The organism is Mesorhizobium sp. M0601, assembly GCF_040320845.1.
Classification (GTDB): Bacteria; Pseudomonadota; Alphaproteobacteria; order Rhizobiales; family Rhizobiaceae; genus Mesorhizobium.
The window spans coordinates 38,891-61,628 of record NZ_JAMYQK010000031.1; the positions used below are offsets into that span (position 1 = coordinate 38,891).

Sequence of the window (22,738 nt, forward strand, 5' to 3'; positions counted from 1 at the left end):
ATCTTGCGGTCGAGCCGTTTCAAAGGCCGGTACCCGGTCGCCGTCGGCGAGATAGCCGTGCACGTCGGCGCGATAGCCGGTCCGCTCGGTGGCCAAGCACTGGAAGACACATTCATCAGGGCGTCCATGCCGGCACAGGGAAGGCGTTCCGCCTCGGTCTATTCGACTTCGGACGCGCGAGCACGGCGAGCAGATCGCCGCCGTTCTCCTCGGAGAACCCTTCATAGGTCCTCCGGATCAGATCGAATTGGCTCATCTCAGCCCCACTTCATCTCGCCCTTCGCGACCTTCGAGCCGATGTCGAGGGCGACGCCCATGCCGAGGCCTGGGAAGCGGGCCTCCATCGCGCTCTTCAGCGCCGCGGCGTCCGCGGCCTTAGCGAGTTCCTGCTCGAAGGCCAGAAGATAGGTCTTGGTGTATTCGACAGCGGAGATGTCGACCGGCGACTCAGGCGTCATGTGCCCCGGCACGACGACGGTCGGCTTGCGCGCTGCGATCTTGTCGAGATTGGCAATCCAGGCCGCGCGTGATTCCCTGGTCGGGGTGTCGGCGGTCCAAACATGAACGCCGGCGAAGACCAGGACGCCGCCAAACACCGCGTTCAGCGAGGGCGCCCAGAGATAGCGGCGATTAGCGAGGCCCTCGGCGGCGACGAACTCCACCGTCTCACCATCCACAGTCAGTGACGGACCGTCAAACGCATCGGGCAGGACGATGTCGGCCAGCGTCTGCGGACCGTTCTCCTTCAGTTGGGGTCCCCATACATCGAGCTTCTTCTTGACCGACGCCTTGATCGCGGCAACCGTGTCCGAGGCGGCGACGACCTTGGCCTCGGGGAATGCCTCACGCACCGGCTTCAGGCCGAAATAGTAGTCCGGGTCCGACTGGCTGACATAGATCGTGGTCAGTTTCTTGCCGCTGGCCTTGATCTCTTCGGCCAGCGCGCGGCCGTCCGGATAGGTGAAGCCGCCGTCGATCAGCAGCGCCTCGGTGGCGCCGGAAAGCAGGACGGGGGCGCGGAAAAAACCGTTTGGGCCGGCCGGGAAATGCTTCCAGGCAAGTCCGGTTCCAGCCGCACGGCCGATATCGGCAGGGGCGAAGACGGCAGCGGCGCTGATGGCAAATGTGGTTTTCATGACTTGTCTCCTCGTAAGCATGTGGGTGTCCTCTCGGATTGGATGGCGCTGAAGAAATCGGGGTGCGCGCGATATTGAGATCGAGTCGGCCGGGTCCAGCCGCCGGATAAATTCAGGAAGCTCAGATAGGGCCGAGTGATAGTGGTGTGGACGATACCGTTCTCGCAGTCCCCGACATGGACCCACGGTCGTCCCGGCAACCTCGGTCCAGACCATGAACACCCCTGGCCGAACTTCCAGCGCCCGGTCGCGGACGGCCTCCGCCTTGGCGAACTTGGCCGCCTCCGGAGGCAAGCGCATGAAGGTGTCTCGGCATCGAACTGCAGATGGAAGGCGAGGTCGCCGAAGCGAGCCTCGTAGACGTGGCCCATTGCGGGAAAAGCCTCGATCGTCACTCTGCTTTTCCTCCTGCGCGGACCCGGTTGCCCGACGCACAGAAGGATGGACCGTTTCGATTGGACGATAAATATCGATGAATTGGATTCAATGTGAGGTATAAGCGCACAATCGGAGCAGGCGAGCATGGAAGCGATCAACCTCAACAGACTGGCGTACTTCGCGGCCGTGGTGGACATGGGCTCGTTCACTCGCGCGGCCGATCGGCTAGGCGTCAACAAGACAGTCGTCAGCCAACAGGTTGCGCGGCTTGAAGCGGAATTGAAGACAAGCCTGCTGCTGCGCACGACGCGCAGGGTCGAGCCGACCGAGGCAGGCCGGCAGCTTCACGCGCGATGCGTGATGATCCTGAGCGAGGCAGAAGAGGCCTTCGCCGAACTTGCCCAGACCAATGCTCAGCCGTTGGGCGTACTGCGGATCACCGCGTCCAACGATTACGGCGCGATCACCGTCGCGCCACTGGCAGCCGAGTTCTGTCGAATCTATCCGGCATGCCGGGTCGATCTCATCCTCTCGGACGCCAGGATGGATCTGTTCGCCAACCAGATCGACCTTTCGATTCGCGTAGGTTGGCTTACCGACTCCAGCCTGCAGGCGCGCCGGATCAGCTCATTCCGGCAATTTCTGGTCGCCGCGCCCGACATAGCCGGAGACTTGTCCCCGAGCGAGCCCGAGGAACTGTCCGGCCTCCCCTTTGTCGCGAATGTCGCGCTGAAGGAGCCGCTGGTGTGGCGGTTTACCCGGGGGGATCATGAACTGCGGACAGTCCGCATGAAGCCCGGCATGACGATCAACAGCACCCCGGCCGTGCTGGAGGCAACCCTAGCGGGCGCCGGTATGTCGATCCTTCCCGATTTTCTTGTCGGCGATCATGTGGCGGCTGGCCGGCTGGTGCCGATTCTACCTGCCTGGACGCTGCCTACCGGCGGCATCCATGCCGTGTATCCGGCCGGCCGGTTCCGCCCGCCCAAGGTTGCACGGTTCGTCGAGATGCTTTCTCAGAACGGCAGGCAGCGGCCTCGAAACCTCTTCCGCAACGGCTGATGTCTGCTCGCGGGCGTCGTCTCGCCACCGTGTACAGCGAAGTCGCCCCGAGTTCCTCTTTCGAGAAAGTCCGTCCAACGCCCTGAGCGTGTTCCGACCAGCCGGTCGAACCGATCGGAAACTGATCTTTGGGCAGCAGAAATCTGACCGCCGGCTATATGAGCCGCTCGCGGCATTGCGCGAGCGTCTTCGCTCTGCGGATATCCGGGCGGAGGGCAGCCGCTCGTTCCGCCCGATTTTGCGAGATTATGGCGCAAGGGCATGCCCGATGCATCCGTCGCGGAGATGCAAGGCTAAGGTTCGCCGGTGAGACGCGCCGTGATCAACCGTGCTGCCTTGATTGCTGCCCTGCCCTGTGTGGCTGCGGTCGCGTCGTCGACGCGTGAGACGGGCGAAGCCACCGCCAAGGTGCCGATCGGCTGGCCGTCAGCGCCGAGGATCGCCGCGGCGATGCTGTGCACGCCTTCCTCATAGCCCTGTGCGCTGCGAGAGTAATCGCGCGTGGCGGCAAGCCGTATCGCCTCCACAACCTTGTCCGGCCGCGTCACCGTATGCCGGGTGAACACCTGCAGCGGCTTTTTGAAATAGGCGCCGACCACATCCGGGCTTGAAGCGGCCAGGAAGGCGACGCCGGACGCTGTGCCGTGCAGCGGCAGCACCTGGCCAACATCGACATTGACGCGGTTGGCCTTGGTGGAAAGCTCAACATGGACGGTCAGCAGCGCCCCGGCGCTGAATTCCGACAGATGCACGGTCTCGCCGGTTTCGAGCGAAAGCTCTCGCGCCACAGGCGCCGCGACGCGGACGAAAGGGAAATGTGCGTCGCGAATGCGGGCCAGCCGCGACAGGCCGGCGCCCAGCCGGTAGCGGCGACTCTTCGGCTCCTGCTCGATCAGCCGGTGGTTGGAAAGCGCTAGCAGCAGGCGCCTTGCGGTGGCTTTGTCGAGACCGGCCTTGCGGGCGAGGTCGGAGAGGCCGATCTCCGGTTCACCCACCGTGAACAGCTCCAGCAGCGAAACCGCCTTGCCGACTGTGCTCATTATCGATTCTCCGAGATACTTCGCGTGTGAATTAACTTGACAGCAGCCGACCCGCCTTGCAGTCTATAACATACAAAATGCTGGTTCAAATAGTGAACCAGATTGGAACGCGCGCGCCCCAAAATAATCGCGCGGCAGGGAGAGTTAAGCGCTGTGATGGCTGCCAGCAGAAGCGATTCGCATTCAACGACCATTGGTGAGCTGCTCGACCGCGAGCAGGCGCGCTTCAGTGACACGCATCCGCGCTCAGCGGCGGCCTGGGAAGAGGGCAAGCAGCGTTTCCTCTATGGCGGACCCTCGCACTGGATGCGGCGCTGGGCCGGCGGCTTCCCGGTTTATGCCGCGTCGGCCAGCGGCGCCCATATAAGAGACATCGACGGTCACGACTATGTCGACTTCGCCCTTGGCGACACTGGCGGCATGTGCGGCCACGCGCCGGAGGCGGTGACTTGCGCCGCACGGCGCCAGTTGCAGAACGGCACAACGATGATGCTGCCCACGGAGGACAGCCTGTGGGTTGGCACTGAGCTGCATCGTCGCTTCGGACTGCCCTACTGGACGCTGACCACCTCGGCCACCGACGCCAATCGCGGCGCCATCCGCATCGCCCGCATGATCACCGGCCGCGACAAGGTGCTGGTTTTTTCCGGCTGCTATCACGGCAGCGTCGAGGAAGCGCATGTCGAGATCCGCGACGGCCGTGTCGGCCTGCGCAACATGATCCATCCCAACGGTGTCGACCATTCGGCCGTATCGAGGGTGGTCGAGTTCAACGATGTCGCTGCGCTCGAAACGGCACTCTCGGCTGGCGACGTCGCCTGCGTGCTGACCGAGCCGCTGATGACCAATTTCGGCATGATCCCGGTCGCCGACGGCTTTCATGACGCCCTGCGCGAGATCACCCGCCGCACCGGCACGGTCTTGATCATTGACGAGACGCATACGATCTCCAGCGGACCCGGCGGTTATTCGTCCGAGCATGGGCTGGAGCCGGACATTCTGGTCGCCGGGAAGGCCATCGCCGGCGGCATTCCGGCCGGCATCTTCGGCGTCTCGCAGGCGATCGCCGAGCGGTTGTGGGCCATCGTGCCGATGGTCAATCCGCGCGTGCGCCAGTCGGCGCATCTCGGCATCGGCGGCACGCTGGCCGGCAACGCACTCACCGTAGCCACGATGCGCGCTGTGCTGGAAGAGGTGCTCACGCCCGCCAACTTCGAAATCATGATCGGCAGAGCCTCGCGGCTGGCGGAGATGGCACGTGGCATCATAAACGCCAATAAGTTGCCGTGGCATGTGACGCAGATCGGCGCCCGCGCCGAGATCATGTTCATGCCCGATCCGCCGCGGAACGGCGCCGACGTCATCGCCGGCCGGCGCGGAGATCTCGAGACGCTGCTGCACGCCTTCTACATGAACGAGGGCATATTGGTGACGCCCTTCCACACCATGTTCCTGATGTGTCCGGCGACGACCGAGGCCGATGTCGACCGCCACGCCGAGGTCTTCACCCGTTTCATAGATCTTGTGCGTGGCGCCGGAGTCGTCTGAGCGATGGCGAAACCATTCGATCTCAGCGGCAAGGTGGCGCTGGTGACCGGCGGCGGACGCGGCATCGGTGCTGCGATCGTCACCCGCTTCGCCGAGGCCGGTGCTAGTGTCGTCATCGCCAATCGAACGTTCGATATGGCAAAAGCGCTGGCCGCCGAATTGTCCGCCCGCAAGCTTGATGTGCGTGCGGTTCCGCTTGCTGTGCTCGACCGCGCCAGGCTGCACGCACTGGTCGGCGACATCGTACGTCAGGCGAGCCGGCTCGACATCGTCGTCCACAATGCCGGCGGCTGTCCCTGGGCCTCGATTGAGGATCTTGACGAGGACAAGCTCGATGAAGCGCTGGCGCTTAACCTCAAGCCTTGCTTCTGGCTGGCGCAGGCAGCAGTGCCGGTGATGCGCAAGAACGGCTTCGGCCGCATCCTTGTCACCTCTTCAGTGTCGGCGCGCTTGGCGATGGCCGGCGGCGCGCATTACTCGGCCGCCAAGGCCGGCGTCAACGCCTTCATTCGGGGTGCCGCCTTCGAATTCGCGCGCGACGGCATTACCGTCAACGGTGTCGAGCCGGGCTTCATAGCCAAGCCGGGCAGGGGCACGATGAGCGCGCCGGAAGTTGCCGGGCGCCTCGGCCAACACATCCCCGTTGGCCATCTCGGCGAGGCGGACGACATTGCCTATGCCATGCTCTACCTCGCCTCGGAGCAGGCCAAATACACTACCGGCCAGACGATCGTCGTCGACGGCGGCTCAACGCTGCCGGAAACCGGCTTCGCCGTCGAGCGCCATTGGGGGCTGACATGAGCCGATGCCTCGAAGGCCGCAAGGCGCTGATCACCGGTGCTGCCACCGGAATGGGCCGCGCCACTGCCGAATTGTTCGGCCGGCACGGCGCCGAAGTCATCGCCTTCGGCCTCGGCGGTGAGGGACTGGACGGCGCCGTCAAGGCGAGCGGCGGTGCCGCCGTGCTCGGCGACATCACCAGCGCAGACGATGTCGCACGTGCTATCGACGCCTGCGGCGGGTGTCTTGATATCGTCGTAAACGCCGCCGGAGTGATGATCCTCGACGAGCCGGAGAGCCTGAGCGATGAGACCTGGGCGCGCAGCTTTGCGGTCAATGTGACGGGCGCCATGATGGTCTGCCGCGCCGCACTGCCGCTCATGAAAAAGCGCGGCGGCGCGATCGTCAACATCGCCTCCGTCGGCGCCTTCAACGCCAGCGGCCAAAATGTCGCCTATTCGGCCAGCAAGGCAGCACTCGTCTCCTACACCCGCTCGCTCGCCTTTGCACATGGCCCCGACGGCATCCGCGCCAACGCGTTGGCGCCTGGCTGGGTGCGGACGCCGATGAGCGTCTACGAAATGGAAGTGGCGGCAGCGGCCAACGGCTCGACGCCCGACGAGGAGTTCACCGCGCTCACCGGCCGTATTGCGCTCAGGCGTGTCGCCGAACCGTCTGAGATCGCCAACTGCTGTCTGTTCCTGGCTTCCGATGCCGCCTCCTTCGTCACCGGTGCTGTGCTCGTCGCCGACGGCGGCGGCCGTGCACCAACGCAAAACAGGGCAGTGTGATGCGACCTGACCAGTGAGGCTTGTCACAGGCGAATGGCCAGGATACCGGCGCTCTGATAAGCGGCGCCACTTGTCTCACGCTGCTGCCTCTATCGACATTCAGATAGGGAAGACCGCGTTGATTTGCCCCGCCGCGCTTTTGGCTGCAATTCAGGCAGCCACGATGGCGCCAACGGTCGAACAGGCCAGGACTTGCTTTACACCCGCGTTCATAAACACCCAGAACGCGCGGCGATGGCAGGAATGGTCGATATGGTCGCGCGGATTGCCGTGCGAATACATGCACAACGCGCGTTTCGCTTTGCCTTCCGCGGTAATCGAGGCATCTGAACAGAAAGCATATCCGACAATATTGCCGCGGACTGCCTTCCGGACGCCCACATAGGTGAACAACTACGCTCCCGTGGTGAACCCGACCCAAAGCGCTTCTCCCACTGGCGAAGAGACTGCACCATCAAGGTCCGGTGTCAAACACCCAGTTTCGAACCGGCTCTCAGACCGCCTGCTGCTGGAGCCGCATGTTCTCGCGGTACAGGCTGATGTGGTCCTTGAAAATACCGCCGACACAATCCTGGAAGGTCGGCAGCGTCGCGATGTCGATGGCGGCGCCCTTGGCAAACCAGGCGATGATCTCGTCGGATTCCGTCATATACTGTCCCGGCGTTAGCTCGACAGTTGGAAAGCCGACCTTGGGCAGGTGCGCGGCGAGCTTCTCTGTGATCTGGCACTTCTCTTTGCTGCCCTGTTCGACCAGCCGGATGTCGACCTGGTCGAGCAGTCTCGCCTCAAGCAGGAACACGCGAACCTTCATGCAGAACGGGCAGCCATGGAGCAGGTAGACGATGGGCTTGAACACGGTATTGGTCATGGCAAATGCCTTTTGCCGGATGCACTGCGGGTTGGCCGTGGGGCGGCTATGCGCGCTCGAATATGCCGCCGCATGACCCCGTTCGGCCGCCGGCGTTGCAAGCGCACCGGCAGGCCGATATTCAGACATGCGGAATGATCAAGCCAAAACAGCGATTTCCGCTGCGAAGTCGCGATAGGAGCGCAGCGGGCGACCCAGCATGCCGGTCAATCGATCAACATCCCCTGCCTCAGGGACCATGCCAACCACAAGGAAGCGCTCGGCCATGAGACGCATGTCGAGCGCCATCCAGCTCGGTGCGTAATTTCGGAGGTTTTGCTCGAACCCAGCGGTATCGTCGCCGCCATAGTGGATCGTCCGCCCAAGAACATTCGACCAGATGGCGGCGACATCGGCACCGGTCAGCGTGTCGGGACCAACGACATTGATCCGCTTGAGAGGAAGCGGCTCGCTTGCCTGCTCACGGCGAACCAGCTCGATGGCTGCGATCTCACCGAGATCGCGCGCGTCGACCATCGCGATGCCTTTGTCACCGATCGGCATCGGATAGACACCGTGACCGAGCACCACGTCCTTCACCGAATAGTCGTTGTTGATGAAGTATGCAGGCCGCAGGATGGTGGCGTTGAAGCCCAGCTGCTCCAGCATGCGTTCGACACTGAACTTACCGGCGAAATGCGGCACGTTCACGTAGATGTCGCTGTGAAGCACGGACAGATAGACGATCCGCTTGATCCCGGCCTCATGGGCCAGATTGAGGGCGATCAGCGCCTGGGTAAACTCGTCGGGCACCACGGCGTTGAGCAAGAACAGGGTGGACACGCCCGAGAAGGCCGTGCGCAGCGCATCGACGTCAAGCAGATCGCCTTCGGCGAGGGCAACGGCGGCTGGTAAATTGGCCTTCGAGGGATCGCGGACGAGCGCGCGCACATTAGCGCCGCGCTTGATGAGCTGATCGACGACATTGCGGCCGACGGTTCCGGTTGCACCGGTGACGAGGATAGTCATGTGGTCACTCCTGCTTTTATCAGATCGTTAGCGCTATTTAGGAGTCCACAAACGCACCGGAAGCTGCCATTTGTAGACACCCTGTCTCACTGGTGGAACACATGGACCTGCTCGCCCTAGCCGACTTCAATCTGGTTGCACGTCATGGTGGATTCGGGCGAGCCGCGCGCGCCACAGGGCGCCCCAAGGCGACGCTCTCGCGGCGCGCCGCAGAACTGGAGAATAGCTTGGGCCTACGCTTGTTCGAGCGCGGGGCGCGTGCCCTGAAGCTCACGCAGGAGGGAAAGGACCTGCATGAGCGAACCAGTCGCTTGCTGACGGAAGTGGAGGAGACGGCCGCAGCGATTGCGTCGGGAGACCGGGAACCGCGTGGAAATTTGCGGATCAGTGCACCGTTGCTCTTCTCTCAACTTGCGATGGGTAAGCTGGCGGCAGGCTTCTCGCTCAAATATCCCGACGTTATCCTTGAAGTCACGACCGAAGACCGTGCAGTCGACATGGTCGAAGAAGGGTATGACCTGGCCATTCGCGTCAATCCGCGTTCCGATGAAAGCCTGGTGGGACGGGTCTTCATGCGTGATCGGCTTGTGATCGTGGCGAGCCCGCAAGTGGCGAGACCGCGAGACGGAGACGCCGCTCCCGCTGTCGTGCGGAGCTCGGACAGAGGACTCTCGTTGTGGAATATCAAACCGGACACGGGGCCGACGACGATCGCGTTCACCCCGGTGCTCAGCCTGTCGTCGATCATCATGGTTCGCGATGCGGTCGTCATGGGCGTGGGTGCGGCACGGTTGCCGGTATCGCTCGTGAGTCATGATCTGGCCGCCGGCACGTTGGTGCATTGGGGGGACGTGGATGGTCCCGATACGGCACTGTGGACGCTCTACCCGTCGCGGCGCCTGTTGAATGCCCGCGTTTCCGCCTTTCTCGACCATCTGAGAGGAGCGTTCCCAAAAGGAACTCCCGACGAATTGGCAGCGTTCATTCGGATTTGAAGCCGCCACGGTTACCTTCTGTCGGCCAACGCCATCACCCACGTCGCGGGCCAGCTTGATCCAATAACGCAAGCGACGACCGCCAGAAGGTGGCTGCTGCAGTCCGATGAACTACAGCAGCCGACGCATCAGCCCGCAAGCCGCGGATAGTCCGTGTAGCCGGCCGCGCCACCGCCATAGAAGGTGGATGGATCGGGCTCGTTGACGGGCGCGCCCAACCGCAGACGCTCGACGAAGTCGGGATTGGCCAAAGCCCAACGGCCGATCGAGGTCATGTCTGCCTGGCCCGAGACGATGTCCTGGTCCAGGGCTTCGCGTGTGCGGCCAAGCCGCAGCACCATCAGGGTCGTGGGCCACGCACGGCGGATGTCGGCGAGGAACTCGTCGCCCCCGCCATACATCAGATGGAGATAGGCCAGCTTCAGTGGTGCCAGCGCGGCGACCAGTTCGCGATAGAGCGCAGGACTCTCCGGACCTTCATCAAGCCCGCCCAAAGGCAGGCCTGGCGAAAGGCGGATAGCGGTGCGATCGGCGCCGATCTCATCGGCGACAGCCTGCGCCACTTCGACGGCGAACCGAATGCGGTTAGCGATCGGCCCGCCATAGGCGTCGGTCCGGTGATTGGCGTTCGGCGCAAAGAACTGATGGACGATATAGCCGTTGGCGCCGTGAATCTCGACGCCGTCGGCGCCGGCATCGATAGCCAGCCGCGCGGCCCGCCGGAAGTCCTGCACCGTGGCGGCGACTTCCTCGGTCGTCAGCGCGCGCGGCTCGGGGATGGGCTGCATGCCGCTCGCAGTGAACATCTGCTCACCGGGCGCGACGGCCGATGGGGCGACGGGCTGACGGTGATGCGGCGTGTTGTCCGGGTGCGACATGCGGCCGACATGCATGAGCTGCAGGAAGATCTTCGCGCCTTTTGCGTGAACCGCATCGGTGACCTTGCGCCAGCCGGCGACATGTTCGGGTGCGTGGATCCCCGGCGTCGCGAAATAGCCCTGGCCATCGGCCGAGGGTTGCACACCCTCGGTTATCAGCAGGCCAAGGGAGGCGCGCTGGGCGTAGTATTCAGCGGCGTGCTCGCCCGGTACGCCGTTGAACTCGGCACGGCTGCGAGTCATCGGGGCCAAGGCCAGGCGGTGGGGCAGGTCCATTTGGCCCACGCGGACCGGACTCCAGATAGTCGTCATGATAAACTCCTTGAAAGTTGAAAACTTGGTGATCAGCGGGTGAAATCAGCGACGATCTTGCCGGGTGCGTGGCCGGTGCGATTGCGCTCGATTGCGGAAGCCAAATCATCGAAGCCCACCACGTCGGCGATCGTCGATCGCAGGGCGCCGACGGCGACCTGCTGGGCGATCGCGGTCAGGCGCGCGGTATCAGGTTTGTTCGATAAAAAGACGCCGCGGCGGCCTGGCGGCGTACGTGATGCGAGGTCCGTGGCGGCGATGCTTACGAGAAGGCCATCGGGCGACAGGACTGCCCAGGAGCGGTTCACGACCTCACCACCGACGAGGTCGACGACGAAATCGATGTCGCGCGCAAGCAGCTCGAAGTTCTGCTGCCGATAGTCGATCACCTCGTCCGCGCCGAGCGCCCGGACATGTGGCAGGCTATTGGTCGAGGCCGTGGCAAAGACCGTCGCTCTGGCCGCCTTGGCGAACTGGACGGCAAAGCCGCCCACGCCGCCGGCTGCGCCATGGATCAGCACCCGCCGTCCGGAGAGGTCGAAATCCGCCGCCTGAATGACATGCCAGGCTGTCATCGCCGCGACCGGAATGGCCGCGGCCTCCACGTCGGACAGTGATGCCGGCGTCAGGACGAGCTTCTCGGCGTTGATGACCAGATGGTCGGCGTAGGCTCCGACGCCACCGATGGCGGCCATAACCCGATCCCCGGGCTTCACGCCTGTGACGCCGGGGCCGGTCCGAAGCACGACGCCGGCCATTTCGATGCCAAGCGTCGCGGGCAGGGTCAGCTTGAAGCGCTCGCGGAGGTAGCCTTCACGGATTTTCCAGTCGATACCGTTTACCGCGGCGGCCTTGACCGACACCAAGACCTCGCCCGGACCCGGCTCGGGCGCGGATACGCTATCGACTGTCAGCGATTCGGGGCCGCCATAGGCTTGAAGACGTAAGGCTCGGCCGGGGGCAAGCGGTTCGGATGTGGAGGCCCCGCGCTTGAGATCAGCGGATTGGATCATGTAGGTTCTCCTTCTTGGCAGAAGGTATGCGTTCGAAACCCGCGCCATAAGTCATCGAAATAAGACAGTCTGTCTCGCTGGAGAGACACCTAATGGCCTTCCGGCGTCTCCAATTTCGTATTTGTGGCCTTATCCGTACGGTGCTTTTCGGCCAGGCGGAAAAGCGGTCGGCCGACGGCGACCTTGTAGCGGCGCGTGATCGGGCTCGTCGATCATCAGCGCCAGGATCAGATGGGCCATGAGCCAGCTTCGGACGAGCCGCTCATCGCGTGCAGGAAGCTTATGGGTGCCCATGCCGCTCTTGAGCCGCTTGAAGGCGAGTTCTGCCAGTGTCTCGATCGAATACTAACCATAGCCTTCGGCCGGGTCCGCAGAGTGCACAGCCGCCGATCTCCATTGGCCGTCGGGCGCCCGTCCTCAGCCGGCGTGATATTCGAGCATGATGTCGATCAGCGCTCTGACTTTGCGTGGCGGGAAGTCGCCGGGAGGACGCACCACATAAAGCCCTGCCGCGACCACCGTGTGGTCGGCAAGCAGGGGGATGAGCGCACCGGAGGCGATGTGGGGCTCGATCAGGAAATCCGGCAGGGCCGCCACGCCGAGTCCGGCCAGCGCCGCCGAAAGGAGCGCTTCGCCGTTATCCGCCTTGAAACGACCGTGAGGATGGACCGCGATCGTTTTGCCTCCTTCGACGAACCGCCATGCTTCGGTCCCCTGCAACAGGCACTCGTGATCCGCCAGTTGGCCAAGCGTTTGCGGTGCCCCATGCCCGGCGATATAGGCGGGGCTGGCGACAAGCATCCCGGATATGGGCCGAATGCGTCTGGCGATCAGGCTCGAGTCAGGCAGAAATCCCGCCCTGATTCCCGCGTCGAAGCCCTCGGAAATCAGATCCACGAAACGATCGCTGTAGGCTGCATGAACATGCAGCAAGGGATGGCGTCGAGCGAGTTCGGCAAGAACCGGGGCGACAAGCCTCGGCCCGCCAGACAGGGGCGCGGCGATACGCAGAAGCCCGCGCACCGCGCCATCGGGTGCTATCGCATCCTGTGCCGCCTCGAACTCGCCGAGGATGCGAGTGGCGTGGTCGCGGAACGTCGCGCCGGCCTCCGTCAAGGCGGCGCCGCGAGTCGTGCGAGAGAGCAACTGGCTTCCGAGCGTTTCCTCCAGCCGAGCCAGTCGGCGGCTGACGACGGATTTTGCGACGCCCAGCCGCCGCGCGGCAGGCGATATGCCTCGCCCCTCCGCGATCTCCACGAAAGTCCTGACGTCCTCAATCTCCATAGCGTTCCGCTTTCAGCAACAATCAATCGCAAAACCGGAGGCTATCTTAAGCCGACAAGGAACGCCATCCTTCGTGGGTCAGTTCATCCGGCATAGCCGCGCCGGACCAACCCCATGGAGAAATAGATGAGCGTGCAAGACGTGTGGAAATACGAAGAATCTGCGCTGGTGCTGATCGACTACCAGCCGGAAATGTTCAGCCAGATCCGATCCGAAACGCCGGCCAACCTGGTCGAGCTCAACGTGCGGCTACTGATCAGGGCTGCACGGGCTTTCGACATGCCCATTATTCTCTCGACGGTCGGTGCAAACATGGGTGTCAACGGCCCCACGGTTCCGGCGATCCTCGCCGAACTGCCCGGCATCGAGGTGATCGATCGCTCGACAATGAACTCGTGGGAAGATCCGGCCTTTCGCGCCGCGGTCGAGAAGACCGGCCGCAAACGGCTGATCATCGGCGCCCTCTGGACCGAGATCTGCCTTGCTTTCCCGGTCATCGATGCGCTCAAGGACGGCCATGACGTGGCTTTCCCGGTCGACGCCGTCGGCGGTCGGTCGCAGCTTGCCCACAGCACGGCGATCCAGCGGCTCACTCATGCCGGGGCGGTCCCCAGTACGGCCTTGGCTGTCGTTACCGAACTCTTCCGCGACTGGGCGGGGCCGGTGGCCGACAAGGCCCGCGCGCTGGTGTACTGGTATTACGAGGAGCTTGCGAAGCTGCAGGGTCCGGCCGCAAAGGCCGCCTGAAGCGCCAGGCCGAGCACGGTTGGAGCGGCGGGGAAGCCTCTGACAGGGCCGATTTTTCCCGCCTGTTCCACCGGCAGCACCGACGAGCAGCGCATAGTCGGCTCTCCCGCCGCCAATTTCCCTATTTTCGAAAAGGACGATCAAAATGAACACTCAAACCGGCGCCGTTCGCGGCCCCATCAATCGTTGGAGCCTGGCGCTGTGGATCGCACAGGCGCTCCTGGCTCTCCTCTATCTGGCAGCCGGTGGCGCGAAACTGACACAGCCCATCGACGCGCTCGCCGCGAGCATGAGCTTCGTCACCCATGTACCGGAAGCCGTCACACGGCTGATCGGCACTCTCGAAGTGCTGGGCGCTGTCGGTCTCATCCTGCCGGCCGCGACGCGGATCAAGCCCTGGCTGACGCCGCTGGCGGCTGTCGGGCTTTCACTCATACAGGTGGGGGCGATCATCACGCATGCGCTGCTCGGCGAGACGGCCAAGATGCTGCCCATCAACCTGACGCTGCTCGCCTTGTCCTTGTTCATTGCCTGGGCCCGGCTGCGGAAAGCCAAGATCCCGGCTCGCTGAGCATGGCGAGTCACGAAGAGGGTAGGCCGGCCCGCCACTCGCGGATCACGACCCCTTGACGCAGACATCTACCGACATCGAGCCCCTGGAGCTTCAAAATGCAATTCGGAATCTTCTCTGTCAGCGACGTAACGCGCAACCCGATCACAGGCGTCACGCCGAGCGAGGCGCAGCGGATCGATGCCATCGTCAAGATCGCGAAGCGGGCGGACGAGGTCGGGCTTGATGTCTTCGCCATCGGCGAGCACCACAACCCACCCTTTTTCTCGTCCTCGCCGACGACTCTGCTCGCCCATATCGCCGCGCAGACGCAGCGCATCATCCTCAGCACCGCCGTGACGCTCATCACGACCAATGACCCGGTGAAGATCGCGGAAGACTACGCGATGCTGCAGCATCTCTCGAAGGGGCGGATGGACCTGATGCTCGGCCGCGGGAATACAGTGCCGGTCTATCCCTGGTTTGGGCAGGACATGCGTGACGGCGTCGCACTGGCGCTCGAGAACTACAATCTGCTCCACAAGCTGTGGCGCGAGGACGTTGTCGATTGGCAAGGCAAATTCCGGACCCCGCTGCAAGGCTTCACGTCGATCCCGCGTCCGCTCGACGACGTTCCTCCCTTTGTCTGGCACGGCTCGATCCGCACTCCGGAGATCGCCGAGCAGGCGGCTTTTTACGGGAACGGCTATTTCGCCAACAACATCCTTGCGCCCAACCTGCACTTCCTGCCGCTGGTGAACTTCTACCGCGAGCGGTTCGAGCATTACGGACACGGCACCAAGGAGCAGGCCGTCGTCGGGCTTGGTGGCTATGCCTTCATCGCCAAGCGCTCGCAGGACGCATACGGCCGATTCCGGCCCTATTTCGAAGGCAGCCCCATCTACGGAAAGACCTATCGGCTGGAAGAATATTCGCGCGATACGCCGCTCAGTGTTGGCAGCCCGCAGGAGGTCATTGACAGGACGCTGAGCTTCCGGGAAGCCTTCGGCGACTACCAGCGGCAACTCTGGGTTCTCGACGCCATGGGATTGCCGCTGGAGATGGCTCTCGAGCAGGTCGAGCTGCTGGGCACTGAGGTGGTGCCCGTGCTCCGCAAGGAGATGGCGGCGCGACGCTCGCCGGGCGCCGCCATAGCCCCGACGCACCGGAGCCTGGTGGAAGTCAAGTATGGAGACCAGCCGCCGCGCCAGCCGCGTCCGAATGCCAATCGCGGAGACAACCTGACGGATGTCCGGCCGTATCACGATACTGACGAAAACGTTACAGCGCGCGCCCCGCTGGTCGTGGGGCAGGCCGCCCGGTCCGGCAATGTCGCAAAGCGGTAGGCCCCCGGTGGTGTCTTCAGGGAAAGGATTAGAGAGATGACGAAGACCATCGAGAACAGGGGGAAGCCCATACGGCTCGTCGTGGTGAACGCAGGCGTAAATGATCCCTCCACAACGCGGATGCTGGCCGACCGCATCGCACAGAAGAGCATCGAACGTATCACTGGTACGGGAAAGACCGCCGTCCTTAGCGTCATCGACCTGGCTCCGCTTGCAGTCGATATTGCGCGTGCCGTGGTGGCCGGATTTCCCGAGGCCAAGGTGCAGTCCGTAATCGAAACGCTTGCCGGCGCGGATGCCGTCGTTGCCGCCACGCCAGTCTACAAGGCCGGTGTCAGCGGGCTGTTCAAGTCGTTCATCGATATCCTCGACAACGACTTGCTCATTGCCAAACCGGTGATCCTCGCCGCGACGGCCGGCACCGCTCGCCATGCGATGGTCGCGGACGCGCAGATGCGCCCGCTTTTCGCGTTTCTGCGCACTTTTCCCGTGCCGACGTCGATCTTTGCTGCCCCGGAAGATTGGGGGTCGCCGGAGCTCGGCGGTCGCATCGATCGAGCTGCTACCGAGCTCACCCAGTTCCTGTTGAGTGGCACCAGCCGATCCATCGCGGACGCGGCATGGAAAGGCTATCAACACCAGTTCGCAGGCAATGCGGCGCGCGCGGAGCGCAGCGCTGCCGATGTCAATTTCGACACCGATCTGATGAAGCTGGCCGCAGGAGGGACGGCTGTAGAGCGGATGATCGTCAGAGGCTGAGGGAGCTGAATTTCCTTGCCCAATCCTTTGGCCTAGTTACCGCTTGCGGCCGCATCTGCATGCACAGGAAGAAGATCAACGTCTCGACCGTGCTCGCCGGTCAGAGGCTGGGAATCAAGGAGGTCGACGACGGCATTTGGCTCGTCAGCTTCATGCATTACGATCTCGGGTATATCGACTTGGAACAGAGGACCTTGCAGACCATCGACAACCCGTTCGGCACGAGGTTGTCACCCATGTCTTAGGTACAATCTGTTACCTATGTCTCCGGGTTGGACAAAGGTAGTTATGGTAGCGGGAGAGGGATACCGCCTTTCCCCCCACTCATCGCGCTGCCAGTTCCGACTTCGCTGCAGCGGCTGACGAGGCCGTCCTGGCTACAAATCTGGCGCAAGGAGTGCCTTACCCTCAGAAGGCTCGTGTCAAGCGGCTGTCTATTCCTGCGGGGGGTCGGACCGGCGCCCGCTACTGGTGAAGCCGACGCTGCGTGCCTCGTGCACCTCAGGCAATGTTATGCGATGCGTTTGTGACGTTCCTTCCGGTTCGAATCTGCTCTGTTGTGAAGCCTATAGCATTATAATAGCATAATTCTGATCGAAGGTGGGGAATGACGCATGCGATGCGATTTGAGAGGTAAGACAGCGCTGGTCACTGGTGCAGCGGGAGCGATCGGCAGCGCTATCGCCAAACGGCTGTCCGACAATGATGCTGCAATCGTTGTCGCCGATATCGACATGGAAGGCGCCGAGCGCGTAGCGGCAACCCTGAGCAGCGCGATGGCCTGTGCCGTCGACATCCGCGATCCGGCTTCGGTGGACGACGCGATCGCCGCCACCATGGCGCGCTACGGCCGCCTCGACATTCTCGTCAACAATGCCGGCGTCAACACACTGGCGCACCGCGTCACCATCAATGAATTTCCAGTCGAGGAATGGGATCGCATCACCGGCATCGATCTCGACGGCCTCTACATCATGAGCCGCGCGGCGCTTGTGCCGATGCTTGCAGCCGGCAGAGGCGGCCGCATCGTCAACATCGCCTCGGTGGTCGGCTTGGCGGCGATGCGCCTGCAGAGCCCGTTCGTCGCCGCCAAGGCCGGCATCATCCACCTGACGCGCTCGATGGCGATTGAACTGGGCGAAAAGGGCATCCTGACCAATGCGATCGCGCCGGGTTCAGTGATGACAGCGCTGACCGCCAAACTGTTCTATGGCGAGGACGGCAAGTTCGCCGGACGTACCGAAGAATTCCTCGCCCATGTGCCGCTTGGCCGGCCGGCCCGGCCGGAGGAGATCGCCGAGGCGGTGCTGTTCCTTGCTTCCCCCACCGCCAGTTATATCAACGGCCAGGTGCTGGCCGTCGATGGCGGCTGGACAGCAGGATACATGATGTGAGTGCGGGCATGGAAATCGATCTCGAGGGCACTGCTTACGCACTCGATGGCGACACCAATCCGGTGGCCGAGGCCGCACTTGCCGCGTTGCAGGCCAATGGCGGCCATCTGGTCGAGGGTTCCCATGCACGGGCCGCCGATATCCTGCTGATCTCCTGCGCGTTGTGGCCAGGAACGGCGACGCGCGATCCGCGGTCTCACTACGCCGATGCGCGCAAGGCTGCCGTGACCATGACCGAGCGCGGCAGCGGGCGCATCGTCTTCCTGCTGTCGGTGACCGCCGGCATGCCGATGCGCCGCCATCCGCGCTTTTCCATGGAGAACGCCTCGATCCTTGCCGGCATGCGCACGCTGGCCATGGAGTTCGGCCCTAAGGTGCTGGTCAATGCCGTTGGCGTCGGCACGGTCGGGGATGAAACCATGGTTTCGGGCGACAACGCCATGCTCAGCCACACACCGGTCGGCCGCGCCGGCAGCATCGAGGAAGCAGTTGCGGCCGTGCTGTTCTTCTGCGATCCACTGAACACCTATGCGACCGGCCAGATGCTGGGTGTCGATGGTGGATGGATGGCAGGCTATGGGCGCAATTTCTGATCGGTTGACGCTCAAGGCCGAAGCGCTTGAGGTCGCCCTGGTGCCGCAAATCGGCGGCAGCGTCAGCTCGCTGCGCTGGCACGGCATCGATCTCATGCGCCGGCTTTCGAAGGAGGATCTTGACGCCGGCGATGTGCTTGGCGTTGCCATGTTCCCGATGATGCCCTACGCCAACCGCATCACCGGAAACGCCTTCGAGTTCGCAGCAAAACGCTGGCAGGTCCTGCCCAACAATCCGCCGGAAAAATTCAACGTGCATGGCAGCGGCTGGCAACACTCCTGGACTGTCACCAAGGCAGGCGCCATCGACGCGACGCTGTCGCTGGACATCGCCGCGGGACCGGAGCCCTATTCCTACCGCGCGACGCAGGCTTTCGTAGTCTCCGAGGAGGGCCTTAGCGTGACCATGACACTGACCAACACTGGGCCGGTCGACATGCCGTTCGGCTTTGGCCTGCATCCCTGGTTCGATCGCAATCCGGACGTGACGCTGCAGTTCAAGGCCAGGCACTTCTATCTCGAAGGACCGGAGAGCATTTCCGGTGATCGGATCACGCTTCCACCCGAACTCGACTATGCCGAGACTCGGCCCTTGTCGGGCGGCTGGCGCAACAACGACTATGGCGGCTGGAGCGGCGAAGCGACCCTTCGCTTTCCGTCACGCGGCGTCGGGTTGCGGATCGCTGCGGATCCCGTCTTCAAGCATCTGATGCTTTATGCCGATCCCACAAAACCGTATTTCTGCGTCGAGCCGCAAACCAACGCCTCCGGCGCATTCAACCGGGGCAGATGGGACGATCCGGACGAAGGCGTGATCGTGCTTGCCCCCGGCGAGAACGCTGCTGGCACAGTCTTGTTCATGCCCTTTGCGGTTAACACCTAGAGCAGCCGCGCCAGCAGGCCGCCATCCACCTGCATGGCGCTGCCGGTCACGAAGGACGCGGCATCGGAGATCAGGAAGCCTATTGCCGTGGCGATCTCCGAAGGGTTGGCGATGCGCGCGATCCTGTTGGGCTCGAAGGACAGGCCCAGTGCTTCCGCACCGCCGGCCGCTTCCAGCCCGTCCAGCGTCATCCTCGTGGCGACGGAACCGACCAGCACGGCGTTGACGCGGATACGGTCGACGGCATAGTCAAGCGCCATCTGCCGCGACAGGCCGACGACCGCCGCCTTTGTCGCAGCATAGGCAGGCACGCCGGGAACCGTTGCGTCGGCATGCACGGAGGCGATGTTGACGATCGAGCCGCCGCCGGCCGCGCGCAGCAGCGGCAAGGTCGCGCGGCAGACGCGAAAGATGGCCGTCAAATTGACGGCGATGGTCCTGTCCCACTCCTCGTCGGAAAGCTTTTCAAGCCGCTTGCCGGTCGGATAGATGCCGGCGCAGTTGATGACCGCGTCGAGACCGCCAAACCGCCCTGTCGCTGCCGCCACGGCCGCCTGCACCTCGGCCTCGCGGGTGAGGTCGCTCTGGTGAAAGATCAGCTGGCTTCCGGTATAGCGACCGGCGAGCGCGTTTCCCTCTTCGCCATGCAGCCCTGCGCCAAAGACCTTGGCACCTTCGGCGGCAAGGTACTCCGCTGTCGCCCGGCCGATACCGGTCGCAGCCCCCGTGACGAAAACGCGTTTGCCGGCAAAGATCATGCAGAGACCTGTGAAGCTATCACGTGGCGTTCCGCTTGCGCTGCCGTCACCGAGCGCAGCACGCGGTCTTCGCCGCCTTCGCCGCGGCCGAATTCGTCGACGATGCGGCCATCGGCAACGACGAGGCAGCGGTCGCAAAGGCCGATCAGTTCTTCAAGCTCGGAAGCGACGATGAGCAAGGCCACGCCTTTCTCGGCGAGCTCAACCACAAGCCGGTAGATCTCGTGCCGGGTTGCCGCGTCGACGCCCTTGGTCGGCTCGTCGAGCAGCAGCACTTTCGGCGTCCGCATCAGCACGCGGGCAAACAGCAGCTTCTGCTGGTTGCCGCCCGAAAGATGGGTGACCGCGGTCTGCGGCGACGATGCCTTGACGTTGAGCGCGCGCATGGCGGCGAGAATCGAGCTGCGTTCCAGTCCGCCGCGCACCATGCCATGCCGCGATAGGGGCGCGAGATTGCCGATGGTGATGTTGGCGCCGACCGGCAGGTTGAACAGCAGGCCGTCGCGCTTGCGATCCTCGGTCAACAAGGCGATGCCGGCGGCGCGGGCATTGCTTGGCGATTTGATCGCTACAGGCTGATCAGCGACACGGATTTCGCCCTCGGCCGGCACCCGGCCATAGATGCCGTGCAGGATCTCGCTGCGGCCGGAACCGAGCAGCCCCGCCAGTCCAACGATCTCGCCGGCGGCCACCGAGAGGTTGATATCCTTCGCGCCATGAACAGCGCCGCTGTGGCCGGCGACAGTGAGACGGCGAACCTCCAGCGCGGTCGGCGCGCCGACAGGTGCAACATGCTCGGGAAACAGCCGATGCAGCCTTTGGCCCGACATCGAGAAGATGAAGGTCTCGGCATCGAAATCCTCCCTTGCGATGCGTACCGCCACTTGTCCGTCACGCAGCACGGTGGCGCGGTCGCAGATGGCGAGCACTTCGGGCAGGCGATGGGTGATGTAGATCATCGCCACGCCTTGCGCCTTCAGGCGCCGCAGTACGCTGAACAGCGCGTCGACTTCCGTGCCCGACAGCGAGGCCGTCGGCTCGTCCAGCATCAGCACGCGCGGCTTCAGCACGATGGCGCGCGCAATCATCACCAGATGGCGCTGCGCCGAGGTCAGCGACGCGACATAGGCCCGGGGATTGATGTCGATGCCAAGCTCGGCAAAGATCGCGCCGGCGCGCTGCTCGAGCTGGCGCTGGTGGACGAGCATGCCGTCACTGAGACCGGTCCGGCCGGCAAAGACGTTCTCGGCGACCGAAAGCTGCTCGAGCACCTCGATTTCCTGCGGCACATAGCCGACGCCGTTCGACCGCGCATCGGCAGGCGAGGCGAAACTGACCGGCCGTCCGTCAAGTTGGATGGCGCCGGTGTAGGAGCCGGCCGGATGCACACCGTTGAGGATTTTCACCAGGGTCGATTTGCCGGCGCCATTCTGCCCAAGCAGGGCATGGATTTCGCCCGATGTCACATCGAAGTCGACACCACGCAGTGCTTGCACGCCGCCAAAATTCTTGGCGAGTGCGTGGGCCGAGAACAGAGGCGCTTGGGCGGTGTTGGACACGGCGATCCTCTCAAAAGGCACCGGGCCCGCGCAAGCGGACCCGGCGGGAGCTGTTACTGGCCGGCGCTGTCCAGCATCTTGTAGTAGGGGGCGAGGTCGGCTGATGTGATCACCTTGGCCGGCAGCGGATTGCTGTAGGGCACGGTCTTGCCCTGGGCCAGATCGCCCAGCAGCTCGGCGACCTTGGCGCTCTCTTCATAGAGCGGCTGCGCGACGATGCCGTAGGCGGCGCCCGATTTTACCAGATCGAGGTTCTGCCGAATATAATCCATGCCGATGATGACGACATCGCGCCCGGCCTTGCGGGCCGCCCCCGACCAGGTCTGGATGCTGTTGCCGGTAGTGCCGAAGGCGGCGGTCACGTCGGGATTGCCTTGCAGGATCGCCACCGCCTTGGCTTCCGCCGCCGAGGGTTCGAAGCCTTCCATCTGGGTGTCGAGCACTTTGATGCCGGGATATTTCGCGGCGATGGTCTTGCGGAAGGCATCCGACATGGCGTTTTCGGTGTCGTTGGAGGCGCCTTGCGTCAGTGCCACCGTGCCCTTGCCGCCGAGCTTGTCGCCGATGGCGATCGCGGCGTTGGTCCCGGCCTCGGCGATGTTCTCGCCCGTTGCCGCTTTCAGCCCGTTTACGGTCCCTTCGGGCGGCAGCACGTGCCAGGTGACGATCGGGAAGCCCTCCTTGGCCAGCTTGGAGATGTAGGAATAGATGGCCGGATCGGGACCGTAGACGCCGATGGCATCGTATTTGGTGCGGGCGAGGGCGGCTTCGGCAAGCGGCAGCGTTGCGGGGATGTCCCAGTTGGTGGCGCTCGGGTCGCCGACGACCTCGCAGGTGTAGCCGAGCTCTTTGCACTTGTTGAGGAAACCGGCCTGCATCAGCCGGTGCACGGGATGATCCTTCATCGCCTGCACCCAGAGCAGGTGGATGTCCGCCGCTCGGGCCAAGCTCACCGAGCCCAGCGAGGTGGCAACGGCCGCCGCTACCAATGCGGCTCGGATCACCCTCTTTTTCAAATGGATTTTCATGTCTTACCTCCCTTGGTTGGCCGGCATT

23 protein-coding genes and 1 pseudogene are annotated in these 22,738 nt (G+C 63.6%); 13 read left to right on the forward strand and 11 right to left on the reverse strand.

Annotation, left to right across the window (positions count from 1 at the left end; all coding sequences use genetic code 11):
• Window positions 1-257: 257 nt before the first annotated feature.
• Window positions 258-1,157 (reverse strand): MBL fold metallo-hydrolase, encoded by a 900-nt coding sequence (locus NKI41_RS23820; protein WP_352685383.1) that lies wholly within the window; start codon window positions 1,155-1,157, stop codon window positions 258-260.
• Window positions 1,158-1,658: 501 nt separating this feature from the next.
• Between NKI41_RS23820 and NKI41_RS23825 the strand changes: the two genes are divergently transcribed.
• The gene (locus tag NKI41_RS23825; protein WP_352685384.1) at window positions 1,659-2,576 is read left to right on the forward strand and encodes a LysR family transcriptional regulator; all 918 of its coding nucleotides are present in this window, start codon (window positions 1,659-1,661) and stop codon (window positions 2,574-2,576) included.
• Window positions 2,577-2,869: 293 nt separating this feature from the next.
• On the opposite strand, the gene NKI41_RS23830 is transcribed toward NKI41_RS23825, so the two are convergent.
• Complete coding sequence (locus tag NKI41_RS23830; RefSeq protein WP_352539267.1) at window positions 2,870-3,616, reverse strand: IclR family transcriptional regulator; 747 nt, start codon at window positions 3,614-3,616, stop codon at window positions 2,870-2,872.
• 156 nt (window positions 3,617-3,772) lie between these two features.
• Between NKI41_RS23830 and NKI41_RS23835 the strand changes: the two genes are divergently transcribed.
• From NKI41_RS23835 to NKI41_RS23845, 3 genes are read left to right on the forward strand one after another with little or no spacing between them, the layout of a single operon-like run.
• On the forward strand, window positions 3,773-5,164 hold the full coding sequence (locus NKI41_RS23835; protein ID WP_352685385.1) for a transaminase: 1,392 nt from the start codon (window positions 3,773-3,775) through the stop codon (window positions 5,162-5,164).
• Window positions 5,165-5,167: 3 nt separating this feature from the next.
• Complete coding sequence (locus tag NKI41_RS23840; RefSeq protein ID WP_352539265.1) at window positions 5,168-5,965, forward strand: SDR family oxidoreductase; 798 nt, start codon at window positions 5,168-5,170, stop codon at window positions 5,963-5,965.
• Complete coding sequence (locus NKI41_RS23845) at window positions 5,962-6,735, forward strand: SDR family NAD(P)-dependent oxidoreductase (protein ID WP_352685386.1); 774 nt, start codon at window positions 5,962-5,964, stop codon at window positions 6,733-6,735. The genes NKI41_RS23840 and NKI41_RS23845 overlap by 4 nt, the downstream gene beginning before the upstream one ends.
• Window positions 6,736-6,885: 150 nt before the next feature.
• Here NKI41_RS23845 and NKI41_RS23850 read toward each other — a convergent pair whose 3' ends face one another.
• The 3 genes from NKI41_RS23850 to NKI41_RS23860 all read right to left on the reverse strand — a co-directional run bounded on the left by NKI41_RS23850 (window position 6,886) and on the right by NKI41_RS23860 (window position 8,611).
• Entirely contained in the window at window positions 6,886-7,128 is a 243-nt protein-coding gene (locus NKI41_RS23850; protein ID WP_352469668.1) for a hypothetical protein, read from the reverse strand.
• Window positions 7,129-7,228: 100 nt separating this feature from the next.
• A complete protein-coding gene (locus NKI41_RS23855; protein WP_352685387.1) occupies window positions 7,229-7,603 on the reverse strand; it encodes a glutathione S-transferase N-terminal domain-containing protein in 375 nt (124 codons plus the stop codon).
• A gap of 138 nt (window positions 7,604-7,741) precedes the next feature.
• Entirely contained in the window at window positions 7,742-8,611 is an 870-nt protein-coding gene (locus NKI41_RS23860) for an NmrA/HSCARG family protein (protein ID WP_352469670.1), read from the reverse strand.
• A 101-nt stretch (window positions 8,612-8,712) separates the two neighbouring features.
• On the opposite strand from NKI41_RS23860, the gene NKI41_RS23865 reads away from it, so the two are divergent.
• Entirely contained in the window at window positions 8,713-9,606 is an 894-nt protein-coding gene (locus tag NKI41_RS23865) for a LysR family transcriptional regulator (protein ID WP_352685388.1), read from the forward strand.
• Between the two features lie 128 nt (window positions 9,607-9,734).
• Here the strand turns inward: NKI41_RS23865 and NKI41_RS23870 are convergent, their stop codons facing one another.
• From NKI41_RS23870 to NKI41_RS23880, 3 genes are all read right to left on the reverse strand, one after another.
• Window positions 9,735-10,796 (reverse strand): alkene reductase, encoded by a 1,062-nt coding sequence (locus NKI41_RS23870; RefSeq protein ID WP_352469672.1) that lies wholly within the window; start codon window positions 10,794-10,796, stop codon window positions 9,735-9,737.
• 32 nt (window positions 10,797-10,828) lie between these two features.
• Window positions 10,829-11,809: an NADP-dependent oxidoreductase gene (locus NKI41_RS23875; RefSeq protein ID WP_352685389.1), complete on the reverse strand. Its 981-nt coding sequence runs from the start codon at window positions 11,807-11,809 to the stop codon at window positions 10,829-10,831.
• 417 nt (window positions 11,810-12,226) lie between these two features.
• Window positions 12,227-13,093: a LysR family transcriptional regulator gene (locus NKI41_RS23880; RefSeq protein WP_352685390.1), complete on the reverse strand. Its 867-nt coding sequence runs from the start codon at window positions 13,091-13,093 to the stop codon at window positions 12,227-12,229.
• A 126-nt stretch (window positions 13,094-13,219) separates the two neighbouring features.
• Here NKI41_RS23880 and NKI41_RS23885 point away from each other — a divergent pair, with 126 nt between their 5' ends.
• The 8 genes and pseudogenes from NKI41_RS23885 (at window position 13,220) to NKI41_RS23920 (ending at window position 19,365) form a co-directional block, all read left to right on the forward strand.
• Complete coding sequence (locus NKI41_RS23885; protein ID WP_352685391.1) at window positions 13,220-13,840, forward strand: isochorismatase family protein; 621 nt, start codon at window positions 13,220-13,222, stop codon at window positions 13,838-13,840.
• A 145-nt stretch (window positions 13,841-13,985) separates the two neighbouring features.
• Complete coding sequence (locus NKI41_RS23890) at window positions 13,986-14,411, forward strand: DoxX family protein (protein WP_352539258.1); 426 nt, start codon at window positions 13,986-13,988, stop codon at window positions 14,409-14,411.
• Between the two features lie 98 nt (window positions 14,412-14,509).
• A complete protein-coding gene (locus NKI41_RS23895; RefSeq protein ID WP_352685392.1) occupies window positions 14,510-15,736 on the forward strand; it encodes a CE1758 family FMN-dependent luciferase-like monooxygenase in 1,227 nt (408 codons plus the stop codon).
• 36 nt (window positions 15,737-15,772) lie between these two features.
• Window positions 15,773-16,495 carry a CE1759 family FMN reductase gene (locus tag NKI41_RS23900; RefSeq protein ID WP_352469679.1) on the forward strand — a complete coding sequence of 241 codons (723 nt, stop codon included), beginning with the start codon at window positions 15,773-15,775 and terminating at the stop codon, window positions 16,493-16,495.
• 32 nt (window positions 16,496-16,527) lie between these two features.
• Window positions 16,528-16,740, forward strand: a pseudogene (locus NKI41_RS23905) (transposase); the annotation flags it as partial.
• 381 nt (window positions 16,741-17,121) lie between these two features.
• Entirely contained in the window at window positions 17,122-17,889 is a 768-nt protein-coding gene (locus tag NKI41_RS23910; RefSeq protein ID WP_352685393.1) for an SDR family NAD(P)-dependent oxidoreductase, read from the forward strand.
• A gap of 8 nt (window positions 17,890-17,897) precedes the next feature.
• Window positions 17,898-18,482, forward strand: coding sequence for an SDR family oxidoreductase (locus tag NKI41_RS23915; protein ID WP_352685394.1), 585 nt, complete (start codon window positions 17,898-17,900; stop codon window positions 18,480-18,482).
• Window positions 18,466-19,365, forward strand: a complete 900-nt coding sequence (locus tag NKI41_RS23920) for an aldose 1-epimerase (RefSeq protein ID WP_352685395.1) — start codon at window positions 18,466-18,468, stop codon at window positions 19,363-19,365. Before NKI41_RS23915 ends, NKI41_RS23920 begins: the two co-directional genes overlap by 17 nt.
• On the opposite strand, the gene NKI41_RS23925 is transcribed toward NKI41_RS23920, so the two are convergent.
• Genes NKI41_RS23925 through NKI41_RS23935 form a run of 3 tightly spaced genes read right to left on the reverse strand, consistent with a single transcriptional unit; the run spans window position 19,362 to window position 22,710 of the window.
• The gene (locus NKI41_RS23925; RefSeq protein ID WP_352685396.1) at window positions 19,362-20,123 is read right to left on the reverse strand and encodes an SDR family NAD(P)-dependent oxidoreductase; all 762 of its coding nucleotides are present in this window, start codon (window positions 20,121-20,123) and stop codon (window positions 19,362-19,364) included. The two genes, NKI41_RS23920 and NKI41_RS23925, sit on opposite strands and share 4 nt — an antisense overlap.
• Complete coding sequence (locus NKI41_RS23930) at window positions 20,120-21,682, reverse strand: sugar ABC transporter ATP-binding protein (protein WP_352685397.1); 1,563 nt, start codon at window positions 21,680-21,682, stop codon at window positions 20,120-20,122. Before NKI41_RS23930 ends, NKI41_RS23925 begins: the two co-directional genes overlap by 4 nt.
• A gap of 53 nt (window positions 21,683-21,735) precedes the next feature.
• The gene (locus tag NKI41_RS23935; protein WP_352685398.1) at window positions 21,736-22,710 is read right to left on the reverse strand and encodes a sugar ABC transporter substrate-binding protein; all 975 of its coding nucleotides are present in this window, start codon (window positions 22,708-22,710) and stop codon (window positions 21,736-21,738) included.
• Between the last annotated feature and the right edge of the window lie 28 nt (window positions 22,711-22,738).